We start from the raw sequence: 19,855 nt of genomic DNA, 5'->3' as shown, positions 1-19,855 counted from the left end.
TCAGACCCCCCACCGGAGTGCCGCGGTGTGCACGGGAGCATCCCAGAGTGCCACCATCTCCTCGTCCAGCTTCAGGACGGAGATCGAGCAGCCCTGCATTTCGAGCGCCGTGATGTAGTTCCCCACCAGGCTGCGCTGCACCTCCAGGCCGGCTTCCGCGAGGATCTGGGAGGCGGCCCGGAAGACGATGTAGAGCTCGCTCTGCGGGGTGCCGCCCATGCCGTTCACGAACAGCAGGACCTTCTGTCCCGGCGCGGCCTGGAGGTCCTCCAGGACCGGGGACAGCAGCCGTGCGGTGATGGCGTCGGCGTTCTCGAGCGGGATGCGGTGCCGGCCGGGCTCGCCGTGGATGCCGATGCCGATCTCGATCTCGTCCTCGGCCAGGTCGAAGCTCGGAACCCCGGCGTGCGGGACGGTGCAGGCGCTGAGGGCCACGCCCATCGTGCGGACGTTCCGGTTGACGCGGTTGGCGATCTCCTCGACGGCGTCCAGTGAGTCGCCCCGCTCCGCGGCGGCGCCGGCGATCTTCTCCACCAGCACCGTGCCGCCGACACCACGGCGGCCGGCGGTGTAGAGCGAGTCCTCGACCGCGACGTCGTCGTTCACCAGGACCGAGCGCACGTCCACGCCTTCGGCCTGGGCGAGTTCGGCGGCGGTCTCGAAGTTCAGCACGTCACCGGTGTAGTTCTTGACGATCTGCACGACGCCGGCGCCCGAGTTCGCGGCGAGGGTCGCCGGGAGGATCTGGTCCGGGGTGGGGCTGGTGAAGACGGCGCCCGGAACGGCGGCGTCCAGCATCCCGAGTCCGACGAATCCCGCGTGCAGCGGTTCGTGCCCGCTGCCGCCTCCGGAGACGAGTCCCACCTTGCCGGCCACCGGCGCGTCCTTGCGGGCGATGAAGAGCGGGTCCGCGGTCACGGTCACCAGATCGGGGTGGGCGAGGCCGAATCCTTCGACGGCCTCCTCCACCACTGCGCGCGGGTCATTGATGAGCTTTTTCATGGGACTACCTGCCTTGTCTCGGAGCGCCTCATTGTGACCCTACTACCAGTGCCCGGGGCACGGTAGAGGGACGGGCTCGAAGCCTCCTGGGGGTTGCCCGTGAAGCTCAGAGACGGCGGATCATGCGGGTGTTGCCCAGGGTGTTGGGCTTGACCCGGGCGAGGTCCAGGAACTCGGCGACGCCCTCGTCATGGGAGCGCAGCAGCTCCGCGTAGACGGCCGGATCGACGGCGCTCTGGTCCGCCATGACCTCGAACCCGTGGCGCTGGAAGAAATCGACCTCGAACGTCAGGCAGAACACCCGGCTGACCCCGAGAGCACGGGCCTCGTCCAGGAGGCGCTTGACGAGGGCGTGGCCCACGCCCCTGCCCCGCCAGCTGTCCGCGGCGGCGAGGGTGCGGATCTCGGCGAGGTCCTCCCACATGACGTGGAGGGCGCCGCAACCGATCAGCTCGCCCTCGGAGGACTCGGCGACGCGCAGTTCCTGGATGCCCTCGTAATAGGCGACCGTCTCCTTGGCCATGAGGATGCGCTCCTCAGCCAGCGGCGCCACGAGTCGCTTGATCCCCGGGACGTCGGAGGTGCGTGCGGGGCGGAGCGTGAAGTCGGCTGCTGGCATTCCTCCATCGTAGGGGCTGACGCGGCCGTGCCCGGAACCTGCGACGCAGGGTGGACATCCGGACATGCGAAAGGCCGACGACGGCGGGTCTCCCCGCCGTCGTCGGCCTTCAGTCATGCGTGGTGTTCAGTTACACGGTGCTGCGGGCCTCAGGCGGCTCCGCTGCCCAGCTCCCCGGCACTGCTGTCACCGTGAGTGCTCGGAGCGAGCTCCGGGACCGTGGGCTTGGCGGTGCCGGCGAAGGTGAACTTCGCCTCGTCGCCTTCGCCCTCGACGTCCACCAGAACGATGTCCCCGGCCTTGAGCTCCCCGAAGAGGATCTTCTCGCTGAGCTGGTCCTCGATCTCGCGCTGGATGGTCCGGCGGAGCGGACGGGCGCCCATCGCGGGGTCGTAGCCACGGGTGGCCAGCAGGACCTTGGCGGCCGGCGTGAGCTCGATGCCCATGTCCCGGTCCTTCAGACGGTTCTCCAGGCGGGTGACGAACAGGTCGACGATCTCGATGATCTCGTCCTGCGTCAGCTGCGGGAAGACCACGACGTCATCGACACGGTTCAGGAACTCGGGGCGGAAGTGCTGCTTGAGCTCCTCCGTGACCCGCGCCCGCATCCGGTCGTAGCCCGTCTTGGTGTCCGTGCCGGACTGGAAGCCCGTCATGACGCCCTTGGAGATGTCCCGGGTGCCGAGGTTCGTGGTCATGATGATCACGGTGTTCTTGAAGTCCACCACGCGGCCCTGGGAGTCGGTCAGGCGACCGTCCTCCAGGATCTGCAGGAGCGAGTTGAAGAGATCGGCGTGAGCCTTCTCCACCTCGTCGAACAGCACCACGGAGAACGGACGGCGACGGACCTTCTCCGTCAGCTGGCCGCCCTCTTCGTAGCCCACGTATCCGGGAGGCGCTCCGAAGAGCCGCGACACGGTGTGCTTCTCCGAGTACTCGGACATGTCCAGCGTGATGAGGGCGTCCTCGTCACCGAACAGGAACTCCGCGAGAGCCTTGGCCAGCTCGGTCTTGCCGACGCCGGTGGGGCCGGCGAAGATGAACGAGCCACCCGGGCGCTTCGGATCCTTGAGGCCTGCACGGGTGCGGCGGATGGCCTGGGACAGCGCCTTGATGGCGTCGTCCTGGCCGACCACACGCTTGTGCAGCTCGTCCTCCATCTTGAGCAGACGACTGGACTCCTCCTGCGTCAGCTTGAAGACCGGGATGCCCGTGGAGTTGGCCAGCACTTCGGCGATGAGTTCCTCATCCACCTCGGCGATCTCATCCGGACCGCCGTTGCGCCAGGCTTCTTCCTTCTCGTGACGCTCGGTCACGAGCTTCTGCTCACGGTCACGCAGTGCCGCGGCGCCCTCGAAGTCCTGAGCGTCGATCGCGGATTCCTTCTCCCGCTTGACCGCCTCGATGGCGACGTCCATCTCCTTCAGCTCAGCGGGAGGCGTCATGCGGCGGATGCGCAGACGGGCTCCGGCCTCGTCGATCAGGTCGATGGCCTTGTCCGGCAGGAAGCGGTCCGAGATGTAGCGCTGCGCGAGCGTGGCGGCGGCCTCGAGAGCGCCGTCGGTGATGCTCACGCGGTGGTGCGCCTCGTAGCGGTCGCGCAGGCCCTTCAGGATCTGGACGGCGTGATCCACGCTCGGCTCCGCGACCTGGATGGGCTGGAAGCGGCGCTCGAGTGCGGCGTCCTTCTCGATGTGCTTGCGGTACTCGTCCAGCGTGGTGGCGCCGATGGTCTGGAGTTCACCACGGGCCAGCATCGGCTTCAGGATCGAGGCGGCGTCGATCGCGCCCTCGGCGGCGCCCGCACCCACCAGGGTGTGGATCTCGTCGATGAACAGGATGATGTCGCCACGGGTGCGGATCTCCTTGAGGACCTTCTTCAGGCGCTCCTCGAAATCACCGCGGTACCGCGAGCCCGCCACCAGGGACCCGAGGTCCAGGGTGTAGAGCTGCTTGTTCTTGATGGTCTCCGGCACGTCTCCGCGGACGATCGCCTGGGCGAGACCCTCGACGACGGCGGTCTTGCCGACGCCGGGCTCACCGATCAGCACCGGGTTGTTCTTGGTGCGGCGCGAGAGGACCTGCATGACGCGTTCCATCTCGTGCTCGCGGCCGATCACCGGATCGAGCTTGTTCTCCCGCGCGGCCTGGGTCAGGTTGCGGCCGAACTGGTCCAGCACCACGGAACCGGCCGGGGTGCCTTCCTGCTGGCCCGAACCCACGCCGGCGCCGGCGGTCTCCTTGCCACCCTGGTAACCCGTCAGGAGCTGGTTGACCTGCTGGCGGACCTTGGAGAGGTCCGCACCCAGCTTGACCAGCACCTGCGCGGCGACGCCTTCACCCTCGCGGATGAGGCCCAGCAGGATGTGCTCGGTGCCGATGTAGTTGTGGCCGAGCTGGAGGGCCTCACGCAGAGACAGCTCCAGGACCTTCTTGGCACGCGGGGTGAAGGGAATGTGACCCGACGGCGCCTGCTGGCCCTGGCCGATGATCTCCTGGACCTGCTCGCGGACGCCGTCAAGCGAGATTCCCAGGGACTCGAGCGCTTTCGCGGCGATGCCGTCACCCTCGTGGATAAGGCCCAGCAGGATGTGCTCGGTCCCGATGTAATTGTGGTTGAGCAGCCGGGCTTCTTCCTGTGCAAGGACGACTACCCGGCGAGCTCTGTCCGTGAATCTCTCAAACATTTCGCCACACTCCTCAGATACGACGTAATTAGATGCTACGTGCGGACCAGCGGCTTGTGGGGCGTGTTCGCCAGAGGGGGAATCACCCGTCTTGCGCGGACACGGAAACGGCCGGCCCGGGACTGGGAAGTCCGGACCGGCCGCGAAACCGTAGCTCTCCTGAAATCAGCTGTTGGCCTTGTGGTACGCCTCGATGATGTCGGCGTGCACGCGGCCGCGGGAGCTGACCTTGTAGCCGTTCTCCTGAGCCCACTTGCGGATCTGGGCGGTGTCCTGACCCTTCGCCGCGGCGCGCTTCGGAGTGCGGGTGGTGCTGGTCACCCGGCGGGCGACGGTGATGTATTCCTCAAAAGCGCCCCGGAACTTCTGAGCATTTTCAGCGGAGAGATCAATCTCATAGTTGTTTCCATCCAGCCCGAAGCGGATGGTTTCATCGGCTACGCCGCCGTCGACGTCGTCGACAAGAATGATTTTGACTCGCTGTGCCATGGAGTATGGCTCCCATCGTGTGGTGGTTTAAGCAGGTCTTACGACCCGTATTGGCTGCGCCCCCGCACTAGAGTATGTCCGAATCGTTTCACCGAGTCAATAATCCGGATTAGTCAGTACCCGAATTATTCGCAGAAGCACCTGATTCACCGTCGTTATTCTTTGCCTTGGCGTCCCACTCTTCTTCCGCCTTGGCCAGGGCCTCACGCTCGGAACGGTCCGCATTCAGCAATGCGCGGATCGCGAACCAGAACAGCAGACCGACCACGAGGGACGGGAGAAGAACGGCGATGTATTCCATATCAGTTCGCCTCTGGCTTGAGCAGGGGGAAGAGAATCGTCTCGCGGATTCCGGCTCCCGTGAAAAGCATCACCAGGCGGTCCACGCCGAGACCGATGCCGCCCATGGGCGGGGCGCCGTATTCGAGGGCGCGGAGGAAGTCCTCGTCCAGCTGCATGGCCTCGACGTCGCCGGCCGCGGCCAGACGGGACTGCTCCGTCAGGCGCTCACGCTGAATGACGGGGTCGATCAATTCGGAGAACGCGGTGCCGCGTTCCATGCCGCCGATGATCAGATCCCAGGCCTCGATCAGCCGGCCGTCCTCGCGGTGCGGACGGGCCAGGGGCTGGGCAGAGGGCGGGTAATCGTAGACGAAAGTCGGATTCAGCAGAGTCGGTTCCACGATCTCCCCGAAAAGCTCCACCACGAGTTTTTCCGCACCCCATGCGGGGTCGATCTTCACGCCGTGCTTTTCGGCGATAGCGCGCAGTTCATCTTCCGTGGTGTCCGGGGTGATTTCCTGACCGACGGCGCTGGAGAGACCCGGATACACACCGAGCCACGCCCATTCCCCACCGAGGTCGATTTCGCCGGCCTCCGTCTGGATCACCCGGCCGGCGCCAATTGCATCGGCGGCGTCCAGGATGATCTCTTTCATCCGTTCGGCCATGACGAATTGATCCGCCCAGGCCTCATAGCATTCCAGGGTGGTGAATTCCGGGCTGTGCGTGGAATCGACACCTTCATTCCGGAAGACGCGTCCCATGTCATAGACGCGTTCGATTCCGCCGACCACGGCGCGCTTCAAATACAGCTCCGTGGCGATGCGCAGGGTCATCTTCTGGTCGAAGGCGTTGAGGTGCGTCTCGAACGGACGGGCAGAGGCGCCGCCGTGGACCAGGTTGAGGATCGGGGTCTCCACCTCCACGTAGCCGTGGCGGTTGAGCGTCTCGCGGATGGACCGCGTGATCGACGCGCGGGTGTAGACCATCTGGCGCGCCTCGTCGCGGACCAGGAGGTCGACGTACCGCTGACGGACGCGGGTCTCCTCGTTCAGGCCGGCGTGCAGCACGGGCAGCGGGCGCAGGGCCTTGGAGGCCATCCGCCAGGACTCGGCCATGATCGACAGCTCACCGCGGCGGGAGGAGATGACCTCGCCCTTGATGAAGACGTGATCCCCCAGGTCCACGAGGGACTTCCACTGGGAGAGGGCCTCCTCGCCCACCACGGCCAGGCTCAGCATGGCCTGGAGGCGGACGCCGTTGCCGTCCTGGAGGGTGGCGAAGCAGAGCTTGCCGGTGTTGCGCACGAACACCACGCGGCCGGTGACGCCCACGACGTCGCCGGTGGTCTCATCGGCCACCAGGTGGGCGTACTTCTCGCGGATCTCGCCCAGCGAGTGAGTGCGCTCCACCCCCACCGGGTACGCCTCCATGCCGAGCTCGAGCAGCTTCTGGCGCTTTTCCTGGCGAACCCGCATCTGCTCGTTCGCGTCGGAGGCCTCGGAATGGGGGGTGGGGTTTTCAGCAGTCACAGTCCCCTAGTTTACGTGACGCAGAGCCTGCCCACCTGGACGCTAGCATGGGGTCGTGAAGTTCCGGAAGGTCCTGGAAGTTCCCCGCACCGAATCCATCGTCCGTGCCGGGGACGGGGCGGAGTTGGCGATGGACAGTTATGGCGAGTCGGACGCGGACCGGAGCCTCGTCGTCGTCGGCGGGGTGTTCCTCACCGCGGCGCTCTACCGCCCTTTCGCGCAGGCCTTCGTGACCGCCCTCGAATCCGAGGACGACGGCCGCAGCTGGTCCGTCCACATCTACGACCGCCGGGGACACGGCCAGTCCTCCGAGCAGGGCCCCGAGTACGGCATGGATCTGGAGATCGCCGATCTGGAGGCGGTGCTGCGGCACACCGGGGCGAAGCACGTGCTGGGACACTCGCTGGGAGGCGCCGTGGTGCTCAACGCCGCACGGCACAGCGGCTCCGGGCTCGGCGTCTCCCGCCTCTCCGTCTATGACCCGGCCGTCAACATCGACGGCAGCACCCCCGTGGACTGGCTGCCGGCCTTCTCCCAGGCGGTGAACGACGGCGACGTCCCCCGCGCCATGGCGCGCATGCGGCGGGGCATGCTGCCGGGCACCGCCCTCTCCCGGGCGCCCGAACCGATCCTCGGCCTGCTCTTCGGGGCACTCGGCCGGACCAAGGCCAACAAGCTGTTCGCGGAGCTCATGCCCGCCTCCGTCGGGGAGCTGAAAGCGGCCCTGGAAGAGGAGGCCCACGCCGAGGATTTCGCCGGCATCGCGCAGGAGTGCTGCATCTTCTACGGCGCCCGCAGCCCCGAGTACTTCAAGCAGACGGCACGTCTCCTCCACGGCTCCGTGCCGGGTCCGCTGCGCCAGGTGCCGCGCTGCGTCCACGGGTCCGTCCCGGCCGTCGGCAAGCGTCTCGTCACCGCCCTCGCCCAGTTCCACGTCCACGGCGCCCGCGAGGAACAGCACCGCGGACGGAAGCGGAAGCCGGCGCAGCGGGGGACGGCGGACGCCGCCGCCTGACGGGTTCATGACTCGTCCAGACTGCTCCGCTAGGCTCTTGTCATGAAGCGTGAGTTGGTGCGCACCTCTGACGGTGCCGAGCTGGAACTGAACACCTACGCCGGGGGCGAGGACGCCGCGGGACCGGGCGTCGTCGTGGTGATCGGATCGCTGGTCACCGCCGCCGACTACGCCAAATTCGCCAAGGCCCTCTCCGAGGCGCTGAAGCGGCCGGTCCACGTGCTCAACCGCCGTGGCCAGGGCAAGTCGACCCCGCAGACCGACTCCTACTCGCTCGAGCAGGACGTCGAGGATCTGAAGGCCGTGCTCGAGCACACCGGCACGCGCGACCTCTTCGGCCACAGCTTCGGCGGCGCCCTCGTGCTGCATGCGGCCCGCAGCATCCCCGTGGATCACCTGGCCGTCTACGACCCGGCCGTCTCGATCGACGGCAGCGTCCAGGCGCCGTGGATCGGCGAGTACGAGGCCGCCCGCGCCGCCGGTGACACCGAGAAGGCCCTCGCGATCGTGATGCGGGGCCTGGAACCGCACGGCGCCCTGTCCCGCATGCCGCTGCACATGCTGACGCTCGGCAACAAGCTGACCGCCACCACCGGCTTCGGCAAGGAGATGCGCGAACAGCTCCCCAACGGCGTCCGCGAGATCAAGGCCATGATCGCCGCCGACATGTCCGCCGAGCCGTTCCTGGAACTGCCGCTCGAGACGCTCATCATGGTCGGCGAGAAGAGCCCCGCGTACTTCGGGGTCGCATGCGGCCGCCTGCACGAGGTCCTGTCCGGCTCCGCGTACAGCGTGATCCCCGGTCTCGGCCACGACGGCGTGAACCGCGCCCCCGCCCGCCTGATCGAGCCGCTCGCGGAGTTCTTCGCGGGCTGACTCCCTGCTCGACGAGTTGAACGGACCGGCCGCGTCCCCTCAGCTGAGGGGACACGGCCGGTTCTGCGTCACGCCTGCGGCAGGCCGCGGTCAGTGGTGACCGGCGCCTTCCGTCCTGCGCATCATGGCGGAGAGCACGACGGCGAACACCGCCACGCCGGCCGCCGTCAGGAACGCGATCCGCGTGCCGTCCAGCAGATCACCGTGGAGGGCGGTCCCCGCCGCGAACAGCGCCACGAGCAGAGCCGTGCCGGCAGCGCCGGCCACCTGCTGGAGCGTGCCCAGAATGGCGGAGCCGTGCGAGTACAGCTGCGGCGGCAGCGGGTTCAGGCCGTTGGTGAACGCCGGGGTGAACAGCAGCGCCAGCGAGAAGTTGAGCACCGTCTGGATGACCGTGACGTACCAGATCGGCGTCGACGCGTTCATCATGGCGAACTGCCACAGGCACAGCACCATGAGGGCCGAGCCGGTCACCGTCAGCGGGCGCGGGCCGATCTTGTCGTACAGGCGGCCGATGAAGGGACCGGAAAGTCCCATCGCCAGGCCGCCGGGCAGCATCACCAGACCGGTCACCAGGGGTTCCGCGCCCAGCACCTTCTGCAGGAACAGCGGGAGCAGGATCACGGTGCCGAACAGGGCGACCATGGCCACCACCAGGAGCAGCACGGAGACCGTGAACATCCGGTGGTTGAACGCCCGCAGGTCCAGGAGCGGAGCGCCGGTCCGCTGGAGGACCAGCTGACGCCAGACGAACAGAGCCAGGGAGACCACGCCCACGGCCAGCGCCACGACGGCGCCGGAACCGGGACCCGCCTGACCACCGTGGCCGCCGCCGATCTGACTCAGGCCGTAGACCACGCCGCCGAACGCCGGGATGGTCAGGAGGACGGAGAGCATGTCCAGACGCTGCTGGCCCGGCTCACCGACGTTCACCAGGTACTTCGCGCCGACCAGCAGTGCCACGATGGCCACCGGCAGCACGAAGATGAACATGAAGCGCCACTCGAAGTGCTCCAGGATCAGCCCGGACACGGTCGGGCCGAGTGCCGGCGCCACCGACATCGCGATGGTGATGTTGCCCATCACCATGCCGCGCTTGTTCATCGGGACCAGGGTCAGGATGGTGGTCATGAGCAGCGGCATCATGATGGCCGTGCCGGTGGCCTGCACCACGCGGCCGAGCAGCAGCACCCCGAAGCCCGGGGCGACCGCGGCGATCACGGTGCCCAGGGTGAACAGCCCCATCGCCAGGAAGTACGCCTGCCGCGTGCGGAGCCGTTCCAGGATGAAGCCCGTGGTCGGGATGACCACGGCCATGGTCAGCATGAAGCCGGTGGAGAGCCACTGGACCGTGCTCTCGGAGACGTCCAGCGCGGTCATGAGGCGCGGCAGGGCCACGTTCATAATGGTCTCGTTCAGGAAGACCGTGAACGTGGAGACCAGGAGGACGCTGATGATCACGACGACTTCGCGGGAGAGCTTCTCCGGCGCACCCGGCTCGGGTGCGGTCAGGGTGGCCTCGAGCGGCGAGTCGTACGCGGCGGGCGCGTCGAGCGGCCCGCCGGAAGGGTTCTTGATGTCGGAGGTCATGTCACGTCCTTGCGAGTGAATCAAAGGGGAGCGAGATGCCGCCGGACCGCCGGCGTCGGAGAACGACGGGCTGCGGGACCGGCAACGGTGGTTTCCCGGACGGGAGAGGGGACAGGACAGGCCTGGCACCAGAGCTCTTCCGAGCGGGAGGGATAGCGGAAACGGCGATCAGGGCACGGCGAAGCCGGGCCACTAAAGCCGGCACACCGCATGGCGCACTCCGAGCATTTCCAGGGAGTCCCTGACAGAGGACTCCGGGAGGAAGGCTGGGTCTCGCCTAGGCAGAAAGCGGTGTGTTATCGATCAGACGCACAGAACCAAGCTTAGCCGCAATGATGGCCAGAGCGTCACCCCTGAACGGGGTGAATTCGCAATTCTCCGCCAGGGGCTCGAGCGTGCGCGGGTCCACCACCTCGAAGTAATCGAGCTCGACGCCGGGCGCGGACCGCACCAGGTCGGCGGCGGACTCGAGGTCGAGGGGCTCGTGGGCGGCGGCCCGGGTCTCCAGGAGCCGCAGCGCCCGCGAGAGCACCAGAGCGGATTCGCGCTGCTCGGGCGACAGGAAGCGGTTGCGGGAGGACAGGGCCAGCCCGTCAGCGTCCCGGACGATGGGCACGGGCACGATCCGCACGTCGAAATCGAGATCGGCGACCATCTGCTGCACCAGGGCGAGCTGCTGCGCGTCCTTCTGGCCGAAATACGCCCGGTTCACCGGCACCGGCGCGTGCGCCAGGTGCAGGAGCTTCGACACCACGGTGAGCGCGCCGTCGAAGTGGCCGGGGCGGGAGGCCCCCTCCCACTTGCCGCCGAGCGGACCCGCCGTCACCCGGACGCCCGGCTCCCCCAGGGGATACATCTCCTCCACCTCGGGGGCGAAGACGAGCTGCACGCCGGCCTCCTCCAGCAGGGCGAGGTCGGCGTCGAGAGTGCGCGGGTAGCGCTCCAGGTCCACGGCTTCGCCGAACTGCAGCGGGTTCACGAAGATGCTGACGAGGGCGAAATCGTTCTCCCGGGCCGCCTGGCGCGCGAGCGTGGCATGGCCCTGGTGCAGGGCGCCCATGGTGGGCACGAACCCGGCCGAGGAGACCCCCGACGCCGCCGCCTCCGCCAGGCGGGCACGGAGTGCGGCCTTGGTGGTGACCAGTTCGATGCTCATGAGGACCTCTTCTTCAGCCTGCTCCGGCGCAGGCCCGGATCAGGGATGTGACGTGCTGCGGGCTCCCCTCAGCCCAGGACGTCACCCAGCGCCGCGGCCTGATCCGCCCGGAGACGGTCCTGGCGGACGGCGCGCTGAAGAGTGGCACGGGCCATGGAGAGGTAGGAGTCCAGGATATCGTCGCCCGGGACCGCGTCCTGATCCTCACCGCGGCCCGGGGCGTTTCGCAGCAGACGATCGCGGCCGGTCAGCGCCTCACGATGGGAGGACACGGTGCCGGCGTCGCCGCGCGACACCGGTCCGGTGAGCGCGGACTCCCCCGACGCCAGGGCGTTGTCCAGCGACGCGCGGAGCAACGGTCCGAGCAGGCGCTCCGGGTCGGCGACGCCGATCTCCCGGAGCACCTGCGCCGCCTGGGAGGCCAGGGTGACGAGGTGATTGGAGCCGTGCGCGAGGGCCGCGTGATACAGCACGCGCTGCTCCTCGGGGATGACCACGGGCTCGCCGCCCATCTCGATCACGAGCGCCTGGGCGATCGGGAGCATGGCCGGATCGGCGCTCACCCCGAAGACACAGTCCTGGAGACGGCCGAGGTCCAGACTCAGTCCGGTGAAGGCCATGGCCGGGTGGATGGCCAGCGGGATGGCACCGGCCGCACGGACCGGATCCAGCACGCCGACGCCGAAGCGGCCTGAGGTGTGCGCCACGAGCTGTCCCGGCCGCCACGCCCCGAGGGACGCCAGGCCCGAGACCAGCTCGCCGAGCACGTCGTCCGGCACGGCCAGGAGGACCAGGTCACTCCCGGCGACGATCTCGCCCGGTTCCAGCACCGGGACGCCCGGCAGCAGGTTCTCGGCCCGCTCCCGGCTCGCCTCGGACACCGCCGCCACCCCGGAGACCTGGTGTTCCGCCGAGCGCAGGGCGGCTCCGAGCACCGCGCCGACCTTCCCGGCGCCGATCACTCCGACGCGCAGGCGTCCGGCGCGCGAGCTGCCGCCCCCGGCGCCGGTCGACGCCGGGCCGTTCACCGGCTCAGGCATACTCACCCTCAGTCCCCTTGTCCTTGCCACCGTCCGCGCCGCCGTCGTCCTCCGGAGGGATCCGGCAGAAGCGCTCGACGATCAGGCCCACCACCAGCATGACCACCCCGCCGCCCGCCATGACGGCGGCCGTGATGACATGGTCCACGGCGCTGGAGTACTGCAGGAACTGCAGCTGCTCCAGCAGGATGCCCACATGCCAGCCGAACAGCACGGTCCCCGCGTACGCCCCGGCCTGCGCCAGGATCAGCGTCCGGGCGGCCAGGATCGGGTCGAGCTGCTTCTTGACCTTGGCGGTCTTCCAGCGGTGCACCCTCCAGCCCAGGAGGAACGTCAGCAGCGCGATCGCGAGCATGCTGAACACCGCGGCGAGCGGGAGCAGCGGCACCGGCAGACCGTACCGCTGCACGATCATCGAGACCAGGAGCCCCACCACCAGGAAGGCGAGGGCCAGCCCGGCGAGCTGAGCGGGTCGCATCAGGCGCATGATCAGTACTCGTCGTACTCGTCGACGTCGGGGTAGTCGGCCGCGGCGACGGCCAGCTCACGGACCGGGGCGCCGTTCAGGATGGCCTCGGGGTCCATCGCGGCCCACGGGACCAGGACGAACGCGCGCTCGGCGGCGCGCGGGTGCGGCAGGGTCAGGACGGGATCGTCGCTCTGGACGTCGCCGAAGACGATCACGTCGACATCCAGTGTGCGCGGCCCCCAGCGGACCTCGCGCACGCGGTGATGCATCTGCTCCACGGCCTGGCAGTGGGCCAGGAGGTCCAGCGGTTCGAGCTCGGTGTCGACCGCCAGGACCATGTTCAGGTAGTCGGGCTGGTCCTCGGGACCGCCCACGGCCTTGGTCTGGATGACCGGCGAGATGTCCACCAGGTGCACCGCCGGGTGATTCACCAGATCGGCGACGGCGGCGGACAGGGTGCCCTGCCGCTCGCCGAGGTTGCTTCCGAGGGCCAGGATGGCTCGGGTGCGGCTCATGCGGAACCTCCTTCGAGTCCGGGGAAATCGGCACGGGAACGGGACACCACGACGGCGACGTCCCCGAACGGCACCTCGATGGGCGCCTTGGGCTTGTGCACCGTGACCTCGACGGACTCCACATCGAAGCCCGCCAGGACGGCGCGGGCGATCAGGACGGCCAGCTTCTCGATGAGGTTCACGGCCGGTCCCTCGATCACGGCCGTCACGGCTTCCGCCACGAGTCCGTAGTGGGCCGTGTCCTCGACGTCGTCGGTCTCGGCCGCACGGCGGAAGTCCCGGTGCATGACCAGGTCCACCACGAACGGCTGGCCCTCGCGGCGCTCGAAGTCGAAGACCCCGTGGTAGCCGGTGGCGGTGACGCCGCGGAGTTCGATCCGGTCCAGCGTGCGGACGCCGCCGTCCCCCGCCACGCTCACGCCGCTCACGCCGCCCAGCGCGCGGCGACCTTCACCGCGTCCACGTTGGGGCCGACGTCGTGCACGCGGACGGCCCAGGCGCCCTGCCCGGCGGAGAGGGCGGTGATGGCCAGCGTGGCGGCGTCGCGCTCCACGGGAGCGGCGGCCTTACCGGCCGAGGTGAGCAGCTCACCGAGGAAGCGCTTGCGGGACGCGCCCACGAGGACGCGGTGACCCAGGTCCTGGAGACGGCCCAGGCCGCGGAGGAGCTCCCAGTTCTGCTCGCCCTGCTTGGCGAAGCCGAGGCCGGGATCGAGGATGAGGCGCTCGTCGGCGTGACCGGCGCTCCGGAAGCGGGCGCGCAGCTCCTCGAGCTCGGCGACCACCTCGGACACGACGTCCGTGTAGTCGGCGAGGGAATCCATGGTCTGCGAGTCGCCCCGGGAGTGGGTGAGGATGTACGGCACGCGGCGCGAGGCCACGAGCTGGATCATCTCGTCACTGACCCGCTGGCCGGAGACGTCGTTGACGATCGCGGCGCCGGCGTCCAGCGCGGCCGCGGCCGTGGAGGCGTTGACCGTGTCGATGCTGACCAGGGCCCCGGCCTTCACCAGTGCCGCGACCACGGGCAGCACGCGGCGCTGCTCCTCCTCCGGGCTCACCGGCTCGGCCCCCGGACGGGTGGATTCGCCCCCGACGTCGAGGATGTCGGCTCCGCCGTAGAACATGCGGAGGCCGTGCGCGATCGCGGAATCCGCGCTCGTGTGCTGCCCCCCGTCGCTGAAGGAATCCGGCGTCACGTTCAGCACACCCATGACCAGCGTGCGGTCCTGGGGGAGGTCTTCGAATCGGGCTGCTGCTTTGGCTTTCCGGATCACGGGCAAAGGATTGGTGGCCGGGCCGGTTCCCGGTGCTGCGGCAAGCGAGTCCATAGGGTATTTACCTTCCGAGTATCAGGCTCATGGCTTCAGCTCGTGTGGCTGGGTCGTGCAGCTGCCCGCGGACCGCGCTGGTGACGGTCTTGGCGCCGGGCTTGCGGATGCCCCGCATCGACATGCACATGTGTTCGCATTCCACGACGGCGATGGCACCGCGCGGCTTGAGGTGGGTGACGAGGGCTTCCACGATCTGCGTGGTGAGCCGTTCCTGCACCTGCGGCCTGCGGGCGATGATGTCCACGAGGCGCGCCAGCTTGCTCAGTCCCGTCACCATGCCGTCGTGCGAGGGGATGTATCCCACATGCGCGACGCCGTGGAACGGGACCAGGTGATGTTCACAGGTCGAGTAGAACGGGATGTCCTTGACCAGCACGAGTTCCTCGTGGTCCATGTCGAACATGGTCTGGAGGACCGAACCCGGGTCCTGGTGGATGCCCGAGAACATCTCGGCGTAGGCACGCGCCACCCGGGCGGGGGTGTCGGCCAGGCCGGAACGGTCCGGGTCCTCCCCCACGGCGATCAGGATCTCCCGGACCGCCGCCTCGATGCGCGGCAGGTCCATGGGGCCGTCCGCTGAGGCGGCGTCCGAGGCAGTGCTGGGGACGTCGTCGTCGATGTGAGTCACCTAAGCATCCTAGCCGTCCGGCTCAGAGACCCTGCGGGCCTTCGGGCTGTCCGTCATCTTCGATCACATGCGGCGCGGAGTCTGACTCGGCCGTGGCCGGGACCTGCTGGGCGGCCAGCTGGGCCTTTTCACGGCTGGACTGCACCGGCGCGATGTGCTGCACCGGGCGGGATTCCTTGGAGAGCCAGATCGGGCGCTGGACAGGCTTGCGCACGCCCGCCGTCAGGCGCTCCACATCGGCCTGGTTGATGGTCTCCTTCTCGAGGAGCTCCAGTGCCATGGCGTCCAGGATGTCCCGGTTCTCGGTCAGCACGGAGTACGCCTCGTCGTGGGCGTCGTCCAGGAGCCTGCGCACCTCTTCGTCGACCAGGGCCGCGAGTTCGTTGGAGATGGTGACTCCGCTGTCATCGCCGCCGCGGCCGGCGCCCATGACGTTGGAGACGCCGCCGGCCACCTTGATGGCGCCGACCTTCTCGCTCATGCCGAGCTCGGTGACCATGCGGCGGGCCGTGGTGGTGGCCTGCTCGATGTCGTTGGAGGCGCCCGTGGTGGGGTCGTGGAACACGATCTCCTCGGCCACACGGCCGCCCATGGCCCAGGCCATGCGGTCCAGGAGCTCGTTGCGGGTGTAGCCCTGCGGATCGTCGTCCGGGACCACCAGGGTGTAGCCGCCGGCTCGGCCGCGCGGCAGGATGGTCACCTTGGTGACGGGCGGGGCGTTGTGCAGGGCCGCGGCCACCAGAGCGTGACCGCCCTCGTGGTACGCGGTGATCTTGCGGTCGTGTTCCTTCTGCGTGCGGCTGCGGCGCTGCGGGCCGCCCATCACGCGGTCCACGCCCTCGTCCAGGGCACGGTCGTCGATCAGGTCCGCGTTGGAGCGGGCCGTGAGCAGCGCGGCCTCGTTCAGCACGTTGGCCAGGTCGGCGCCGGTGTAGCCCGGGGTCTTCTTGGCGACGGCGTTGAGGTCGACGCCGGGCGCCAACGGCTTGCCCTTCGCGTGCACCTTGAGGATGTCCTCGCGGCCCTTGCGGTCCGGGGCGTCCACCGGGATCTGGCGGTCGAAACGGCCGGGACGCAGCAGGGCGGGGTCCAGGATGTCGGGGCGGTTGGTCGCCGCGATCATGATGACGTTGGTCTTGGCGTCGAAGCCGTCCATCTCCACGAGCATCTGGTTCAGGGTCTGCTCGCGCTCGTCATTGCCGCCGCCGATGCCGACGCCACGGTGACGGCCGACGGCGTCGATCTCGTCCACGAAGATGATGGCCGGGCTGTTGGCCTTGGCCTGCTCGAACAGGTCACGGACACGCGAGGCGCCCACACCGACGAACATCTCGACGAAGTCCGAGCCGGAGATGGAGAAGAAGGGGACCCCGGCCTCGCCGGCGACGGCGCGGGCCAGCAGGGTCTTACCGGTGCCGGGAGGGCCGTAGAGCAGCACGCCCTTCGGGATCTTGGCGCCGAGGGCCTGGAACTTGCCGGGCTCGCGCAGGAACTCCTTGATCTCATGGAGCTCCTCCACCGCCTCGTCGGCGCCGGCGACGTCCGCGAAGGTCACCTGCGGCATGTCCTTGCTGAGCATCTTGGCCCGGGACTTGCCGAACTGCATGACCTTGGAGCCGCCGCCCTGCATGCGGGACATGAGGAACCAGAACAGGAGGACGAGCAGCAGCACGGGCAGCAGCAGGGACAGCAGACCGGAGAACCAGTTGCTCTCCACCGGCTGATCCTGGAAGCCCTTGGACGGCTTGGCGTCGTTCACCGCGGTGACGACGTCCTTGGCGCGGGCATCCACGTACTTGAAGTAGACGTCCTTGCCCTTGTCCTGGCCGTCGACGCTGAGGGGATCCTTGAGGGTGAGGCTCACCCGGTTCTCGCCGTCGATGATCTTGGCCTGGTCCACCTTGCCCGACTGGGAGAGCAGCTCGAGACCCTTGTTGGTGTCGATCTGCGCGGGTCCACCCGGCGCGAACGTGGCGAAGGCGAGGAGCATGATGGCCACCGCGACGGCGATCCAGATCCAGGGACCCTTGGCGATATTTTTGAGTTTCATCTACCGGGGCGTGTGCCCCATCCCTCCTGCGAATGCTTGGCCCGAGCACGGCGCTGGACCCAGTTCTCTGGAATCTAGCTTTACACCGTCTCCACCATCAGACGCACATCGGATGCGAAAAGTTCCCTCAGGGCGAAAGTGGGGCGCCCGCGGTCAGTTCAGGCGATCGATCTCCAGCGACTCCAGGACCGCGCCCGCACCGCCCACGAGCGAGGCGCCGACCTGGCCGGACTCGCGGAACACCAGATCCGTCAGGGCCACGAGACCGTCTTGAGTGAAGATCTCCACCGAGCAGCGGTCCAGGATGAGGTCGAGCCGCAGAACCCCGTCGCGCAGCGCGGCCCCGACCCGCTCCACGGACGCGAACTTCCCGTGGAAGGCGACGTCGCCGCTGTTCCGGCGGTCCAGGCTCAGTACCCCCTCCTCCGGCGAGTAGCGGACGACGGCGGCCCGCTCGCCGTCGTCGAACAGGCGGAGGGTGAGCGGGGCGGCGCCCGGCCGGACCGCCAGGAGGATGCGCTGGGCGCCGTCGTCGGGGAAGTCAGCCAACGCGAAGGGTTCGCCAGGTTCGAGCGCGACGCCGCGGGCCTCCTGAACACGCTGACCCGCGCCGGGTTCGGGAAGGATCGGCCGCTGGGCGAGCCGCAGGCCGTCCGGTGTGGACACCAGAGTGGCCCGCCGGGCGAGCGTCATCCCGGAGCGCCACGGGTCCGTGGGCGTCTGGACGGCGTAGTCCCAATTGCTCATCCAGCCGATCAGCACCCGGCCCTCGCCGGGGGCGCTGTCGAAGGAGACGGTCGCGTAGCAGTCGCGGCCGTGGTCGAGCCAGAGGCACTTGGCGAGTTGTGCCGCGGACGCGTCCGAGGCGGGGCCGTCCGCATCCACGGGGCCCTCGGCCAGGAGCGAGCCGGGGTCGGGGGTGAAGCGCACGCCGTCGAAGTCGCCCACGAAGTACTGGCCGCCGGAGCCCCCCGCCACGCCGCCGGGGTTCAGGTTCACCAGGAGGACCCACTTCTCCCGGCCCGGACGCTCGGGGTCCGGGAGCGGAAAGAGGTCGGGGCATTCCCAGACGCCGCCGATGGCGTTGGCGGGCCCGAACTCGCTCAGGAACTCCCAGTCCCGCAGGTTCTCCGAGCGATAGAGGACCACTTTCCTCTCCAGCGCCTCGACGGCCACGAGGAGCCAGAAATCGCCGGCGGGGTCCTGGCAGCGGATGACCTTGGGGTCCCGGAAGTCGCTGGAAGACCGGTCCAGCACGGGGTTGCCGGCGAACTTGGTCCAGGTGAAGCCGCCGTCGAGGCTGTAGGCCAGCGATTGCGCCTGTCGCCCGGCCAGCGGGTGCGGCGCCTCGTAGGCGCTCGTGTAGATCGCGACCAGGGGAGGCCGCTCGGCGGTGCCGAGGCCGCTCGTGTTCCGCGCGTCGAACACGGCGCTGCCGGAGAAGATGCCCTCCCCGTCCTCGCACGGAATCGCGACGGCGTGCTCCTCCCAGCGCACCAGATCGACGGACGTGGCGTGACCCCAGGACATGTTGCCCCAGACGTTCCCGAACGGGTTGTTCTGGTAGTAGAGGTGGTAGAGCCCGTGGTGGAAGATCAGGCCGTTGGGATCGTTGAGCCAGGTGTTCTCCGCCGTGTGGTGCAGGACGGGACGGCGGTCGGGAGTCCCGGACCTCACACGTGTTAGGTCAAGGGTGTCGAGAGATGCGCAGGGGTTGTGGGGCATGGAGACATTAAACGGCATCCGGGGCTGGAAGGGTAGCCGGGGTGATGGCTCGGGAGCCCGAGCGGCCATGACCGGGACCCGCGAGTTCCCTCTCCCCAGCCCCCGCTCTCTGGAATCCACTGTTTCCGCGCCCAGATTCGTCGTTTGCGCCTCAATTGGGGCGCAAGAGGGGAACTAGGGCGCAGGGCCAGGCGAAGAACATGGACCCGGACAGCACGGAACCCCGCCCGGAACACCCCCGGCTGTGTCAGCGCGGGCGGTGTCCGGACGGGGTTCCGGAAGAAGGTGTCTACTCGTAGACGTGCGGGGCCAGGCTGCCCACGAAGTCCAGGTTGCGGTACTTCTCGGCGTAGTCGAGGCCGTAGCCCACCACGAACTCGTTGGGGATGTCCTTGCCGACGTACTTGACGTCGATCTCGACCTTGGCGGCATCCGGCTTGCGCAGCATGGTGCAGATCTCCACGCTCGCGGGGCCACGGGATTCCAGGTTCGCCTTGAGCCAGGAGAGGGTCAGGCCGGAATCGATGATGTCCTCGACGATCAGGACGTGCTTGCCGAGCAGGTCCGTCTCGAGGTCCTTGATGATACGGACGACGCCGGAGGACTGCGTCCCGGAGCCGTAGGACGACACGGCCATCCAGTCCATGGTCACGTGGCTGTGCAGTGCCCTCGCGAGGTCCGCCATGACCATGACCGCGCCCTTCAGCACGCCCACGATCAGCAGATCGCGGCCTTCGTAATCCTTGTCGATCTGAGCGGCGAGTTCCGTGATGCGCTGCTGGATCTCCTCCTTGGTCAGAAGAATTTCCTTGAGATCTGCCTGGACGTCCTGCGAATCCACCCTGAC

Annotated in this window: 19 protein-coding genes; 2 read left to right on the top strand and 17 right to left on the bottom strand. The window is 68.4% G+C overall.

What is annotated here, in order from left to right:
* The 6 genes from dhaK to lysS form a co-directional block, all read right to left on the bottom strand.
* Positions 1 to 1,002, bottom strand: coding sequence for a dihydroxyacetone kinase subunit DhaK (gene dhaK, locus P9849_RS00585; protein ID WP_278267815.1), 1,002 nt, complete (start codon positions 1,000 to 1,002; stop codon positions 1 to 3).
* A gap of 106 nt (positions 1,003 to 1,108) precedes the next feature.
* A complete protein-coding gene (locus P9849_RS00580; protein WP_278267814.1) occupies positions 1,109 to 1,621 on the bottom strand; it encodes an amino-acid N-acetyltransferase in 513 nt (170 codons plus the stop codon).
* A 149-nt stretch (positions 1,622 to 1,770) separates the two neighbouring features.
* Positions 1,771 to 4,308 carry an ATP-dependent Clp protease ATP-binding subunit gene (locus P9849_RS00575; protein WP_278267813.1) on the bottom strand — a complete coding sequence of 846 codons (2,538 nt, stop codon included), beginning with the start codon at positions 4,306 to 4,308 and terminating at the stop codon, positions 1,771 to 1,773.
* Positions 4,309 to 4,473: 165 nt separating this feature from the next.
* Complete coding sequence (locus P9849_RS00570) at positions 4,474 to 4,797, bottom strand: Lsr2 family protein (RefSeq protein ID WP_066213296.1); 324 nt, start codon at positions 4,795 to 4,797, stop codon at positions 4,474 to 4,476.
* A 109-nt stretch (positions 4,798 to 4,906) separates the two neighbouring features.
* Positions 4,907 to 5,098, bottom strand: coding sequence for a hypothetical protein (locus P9849_RS00565; RefSeq protein ID WP_278267812.1), 192 nt, complete (start codon positions 5,096 to 5,098; stop codon positions 4,907 to 4,909).
* 1 nt (position 5,099) lies between these two features.
* A complete protein-coding gene (lysS, locus tag P9849_RS00560) occupies positions 5,100 to 6,557 on the bottom strand; it encodes a lysine--tRNA ligase (RefSeq protein WP_278269188.1) in 1,458 nt (485 codons plus the stop codon).
* A 109-nt stretch (positions 6,558 to 6,666) separates the two neighbouring features.
* Between lysS and P9849_RS00555 the strand changes: the two genes are divergently transcribed.
* Both P9849_RS00555 and P9849_RS00550 read left to right on the top strand, forming a co-directional pair.
* Complete coding sequence (locus tag P9849_RS00555; protein WP_278267811.1) at positions 6,667 to 7,626, top strand: alpha/beta hydrolase; 960 nt, start codon at positions 6,667 to 6,669, stop codon at positions 7,624 to 7,626.
* Positions 7,627 to 7,668: 42 nt separating this feature from the next.
* On the top strand, positions 7,669 to 8,502 hold the full coding sequence (locus tag P9849_RS00550) for an alpha/beta hydrolase (protein WP_278267810.1): 834 nt from the start codon (positions 7,669 to 7,671) through the stop codon (positions 8,500 to 8,502).
* A gap of 90 nt (positions 8,503 to 8,592) precedes the next feature.
* Here the strand turns inward: P9849_RS00550 and P9849_RS00545 are convergent, their stop codons facing one another.
* The 11 genes from P9849_RS00545 to hpt form a co-directional block, all read right to left on the bottom strand.
* The gene (locus P9849_RS00545; protein ID WP_278267809.1) at positions 8,593 to 10,092 is read right to left on the bottom strand and encodes an MDR family MFS transporter; all 1,500 of its coding nucleotides are present in this window, start codon (positions 10,090 to 10,092) and stop codon (positions 8,593 to 8,595) included.
* A gap of 277 nt (positions 10,093 to 10,369) precedes the next feature.
* Complete coding sequence (panC, locus tag P9849_RS00540; protein ID WP_278267808.1) at positions 10,370 to 11,248, bottom strand: pantoate--beta-alanine ligase; 879 nt, start codon at positions 11,246 to 11,248, stop codon at positions 10,370 to 10,372.
* A 68-nt stretch (positions 11,249 to 11,316) separates the two neighbouring features.
* Positions 11,317 to 12,288, bottom strand: coding sequence for a DUF2520 domain-containing protein (locus P9849_RS00535; RefSeq protein WP_278269186.1), 972 nt, complete (start codon positions 12,286 to 12,288; stop codon positions 11,317 to 11,319).
* Positions 12,281 to 12,766 (bottom strand): DUF3180 domain-containing protein, encoded by a 486-nt coding sequence (locus P9849_RS00530; RefSeq protein ID WP_278267807.1) that lies wholly within the window; start codon positions 12,764 to 12,766, stop codon positions 12,281 to 12,283. The genes P9849_RS00535 and P9849_RS00530 overlap by 8 nt, the downstream gene beginning before the upstream one ends.
* Positions 12,767 to 12,777: 11 nt before the next feature.
* Positions 12,778 to 13,272, bottom strand: a complete 495-nt coding sequence (gene folK / locus P9849_RS00525; RefSeq protein ID WP_278267806.1) for a 2-amino-4-hydroxy-6-hydroxymethyldihydropteridine diphosphokinase — start codon at positions 13,270 to 13,272, stop codon at positions 12,778 to 12,780.
* Entirely contained in the window at positions 13,269 to 13,658 is a 390-nt protein-coding gene (gene folB, locus P9849_RS00520) for a dihydroneopterin aldolase (protein WP_278269185.1), read from the bottom strand. The genes folK and folB overlap by 4 nt, the downstream gene beginning before the upstream one ends.
* A 38-nt stretch (positions 13,659 to 13,696) precedes the next feature.
* The gene (gene folP / locus P9849_RS00515) at positions 13,697 to 14,602 is read right to left on the bottom strand and encodes a dihydropteroate synthase (RefSeq protein ID WP_278267805.1); all 906 of its coding nucleotides are present in this window, start codon (positions 14,600 to 14,602) and stop codon (positions 13,697 to 13,699) included.
* Between the two features lie 7 nt (positions 14,603 to 14,609).
* Positions 14,610 to 15,170: a GTP cyclohydrolase I FolE gene (folE, locus tag P9849_RS00510; RefSeq protein WP_107003884.1), complete on the bottom strand. Its 561-nt coding sequence runs from the start codon at positions 15,168 to 15,170 to the stop codon at positions 14,610 to 14,612.
* An 85-nt stretch (positions 15,171 to 15,255) separates the two neighbouring features.
* Positions 15,256 to 17,283, bottom strand: coding sequence for an ATP-dependent zinc metalloprotease FtsH (ftsH, locus tag P9849_RS00505; protein WP_278267804.1), 2,028 nt, complete (start codon positions 17,281 to 17,283; stop codon positions 15,256 to 15,258).
* 153 nt (positions 17,284 to 17,436) lie between these two features.
* Positions 17,437 to 18,960, bottom strand: a complete 1,524-nt coding sequence (locus P9849_RS00500) for a glycoside hydrolase family 32 protein (RefSeq protein ID WP_278267803.1) — start codon at positions 18,958 to 18,960, stop codon at positions 17,437 to 17,439.
* 337 nt (positions 18,961 to 19,297) lie between these two features.
* Positions 19,298 to 19,849 carry a hypoxanthine phosphoribosyltransferase gene (hpt, locus tag P9849_RS00495; RefSeq protein WP_066213334.1) on the bottom strand — a complete coding sequence of 184 codons (552 nt, stop codon included), beginning with the start codon at positions 19,847 to 19,849 and terminating at the stop codon, positions 19,298 to 19,300.
* Positions 19,850 to 19,855 lie beyond the last annotated feature (6 nt).

The organism is Arthrobacter sp. Y-9 (genome assembly GCF_029690065.1).
Lineage (GTDB): Bacteria > Actinomycetota > Actinomycetes > Actinomycetales > Micrococcaceae > Arthrobacter_E.
Note: the sequence above shows the minus strand (reverse complement) of the source record. Positions and strands in the feature narration are given on the sequence as shown.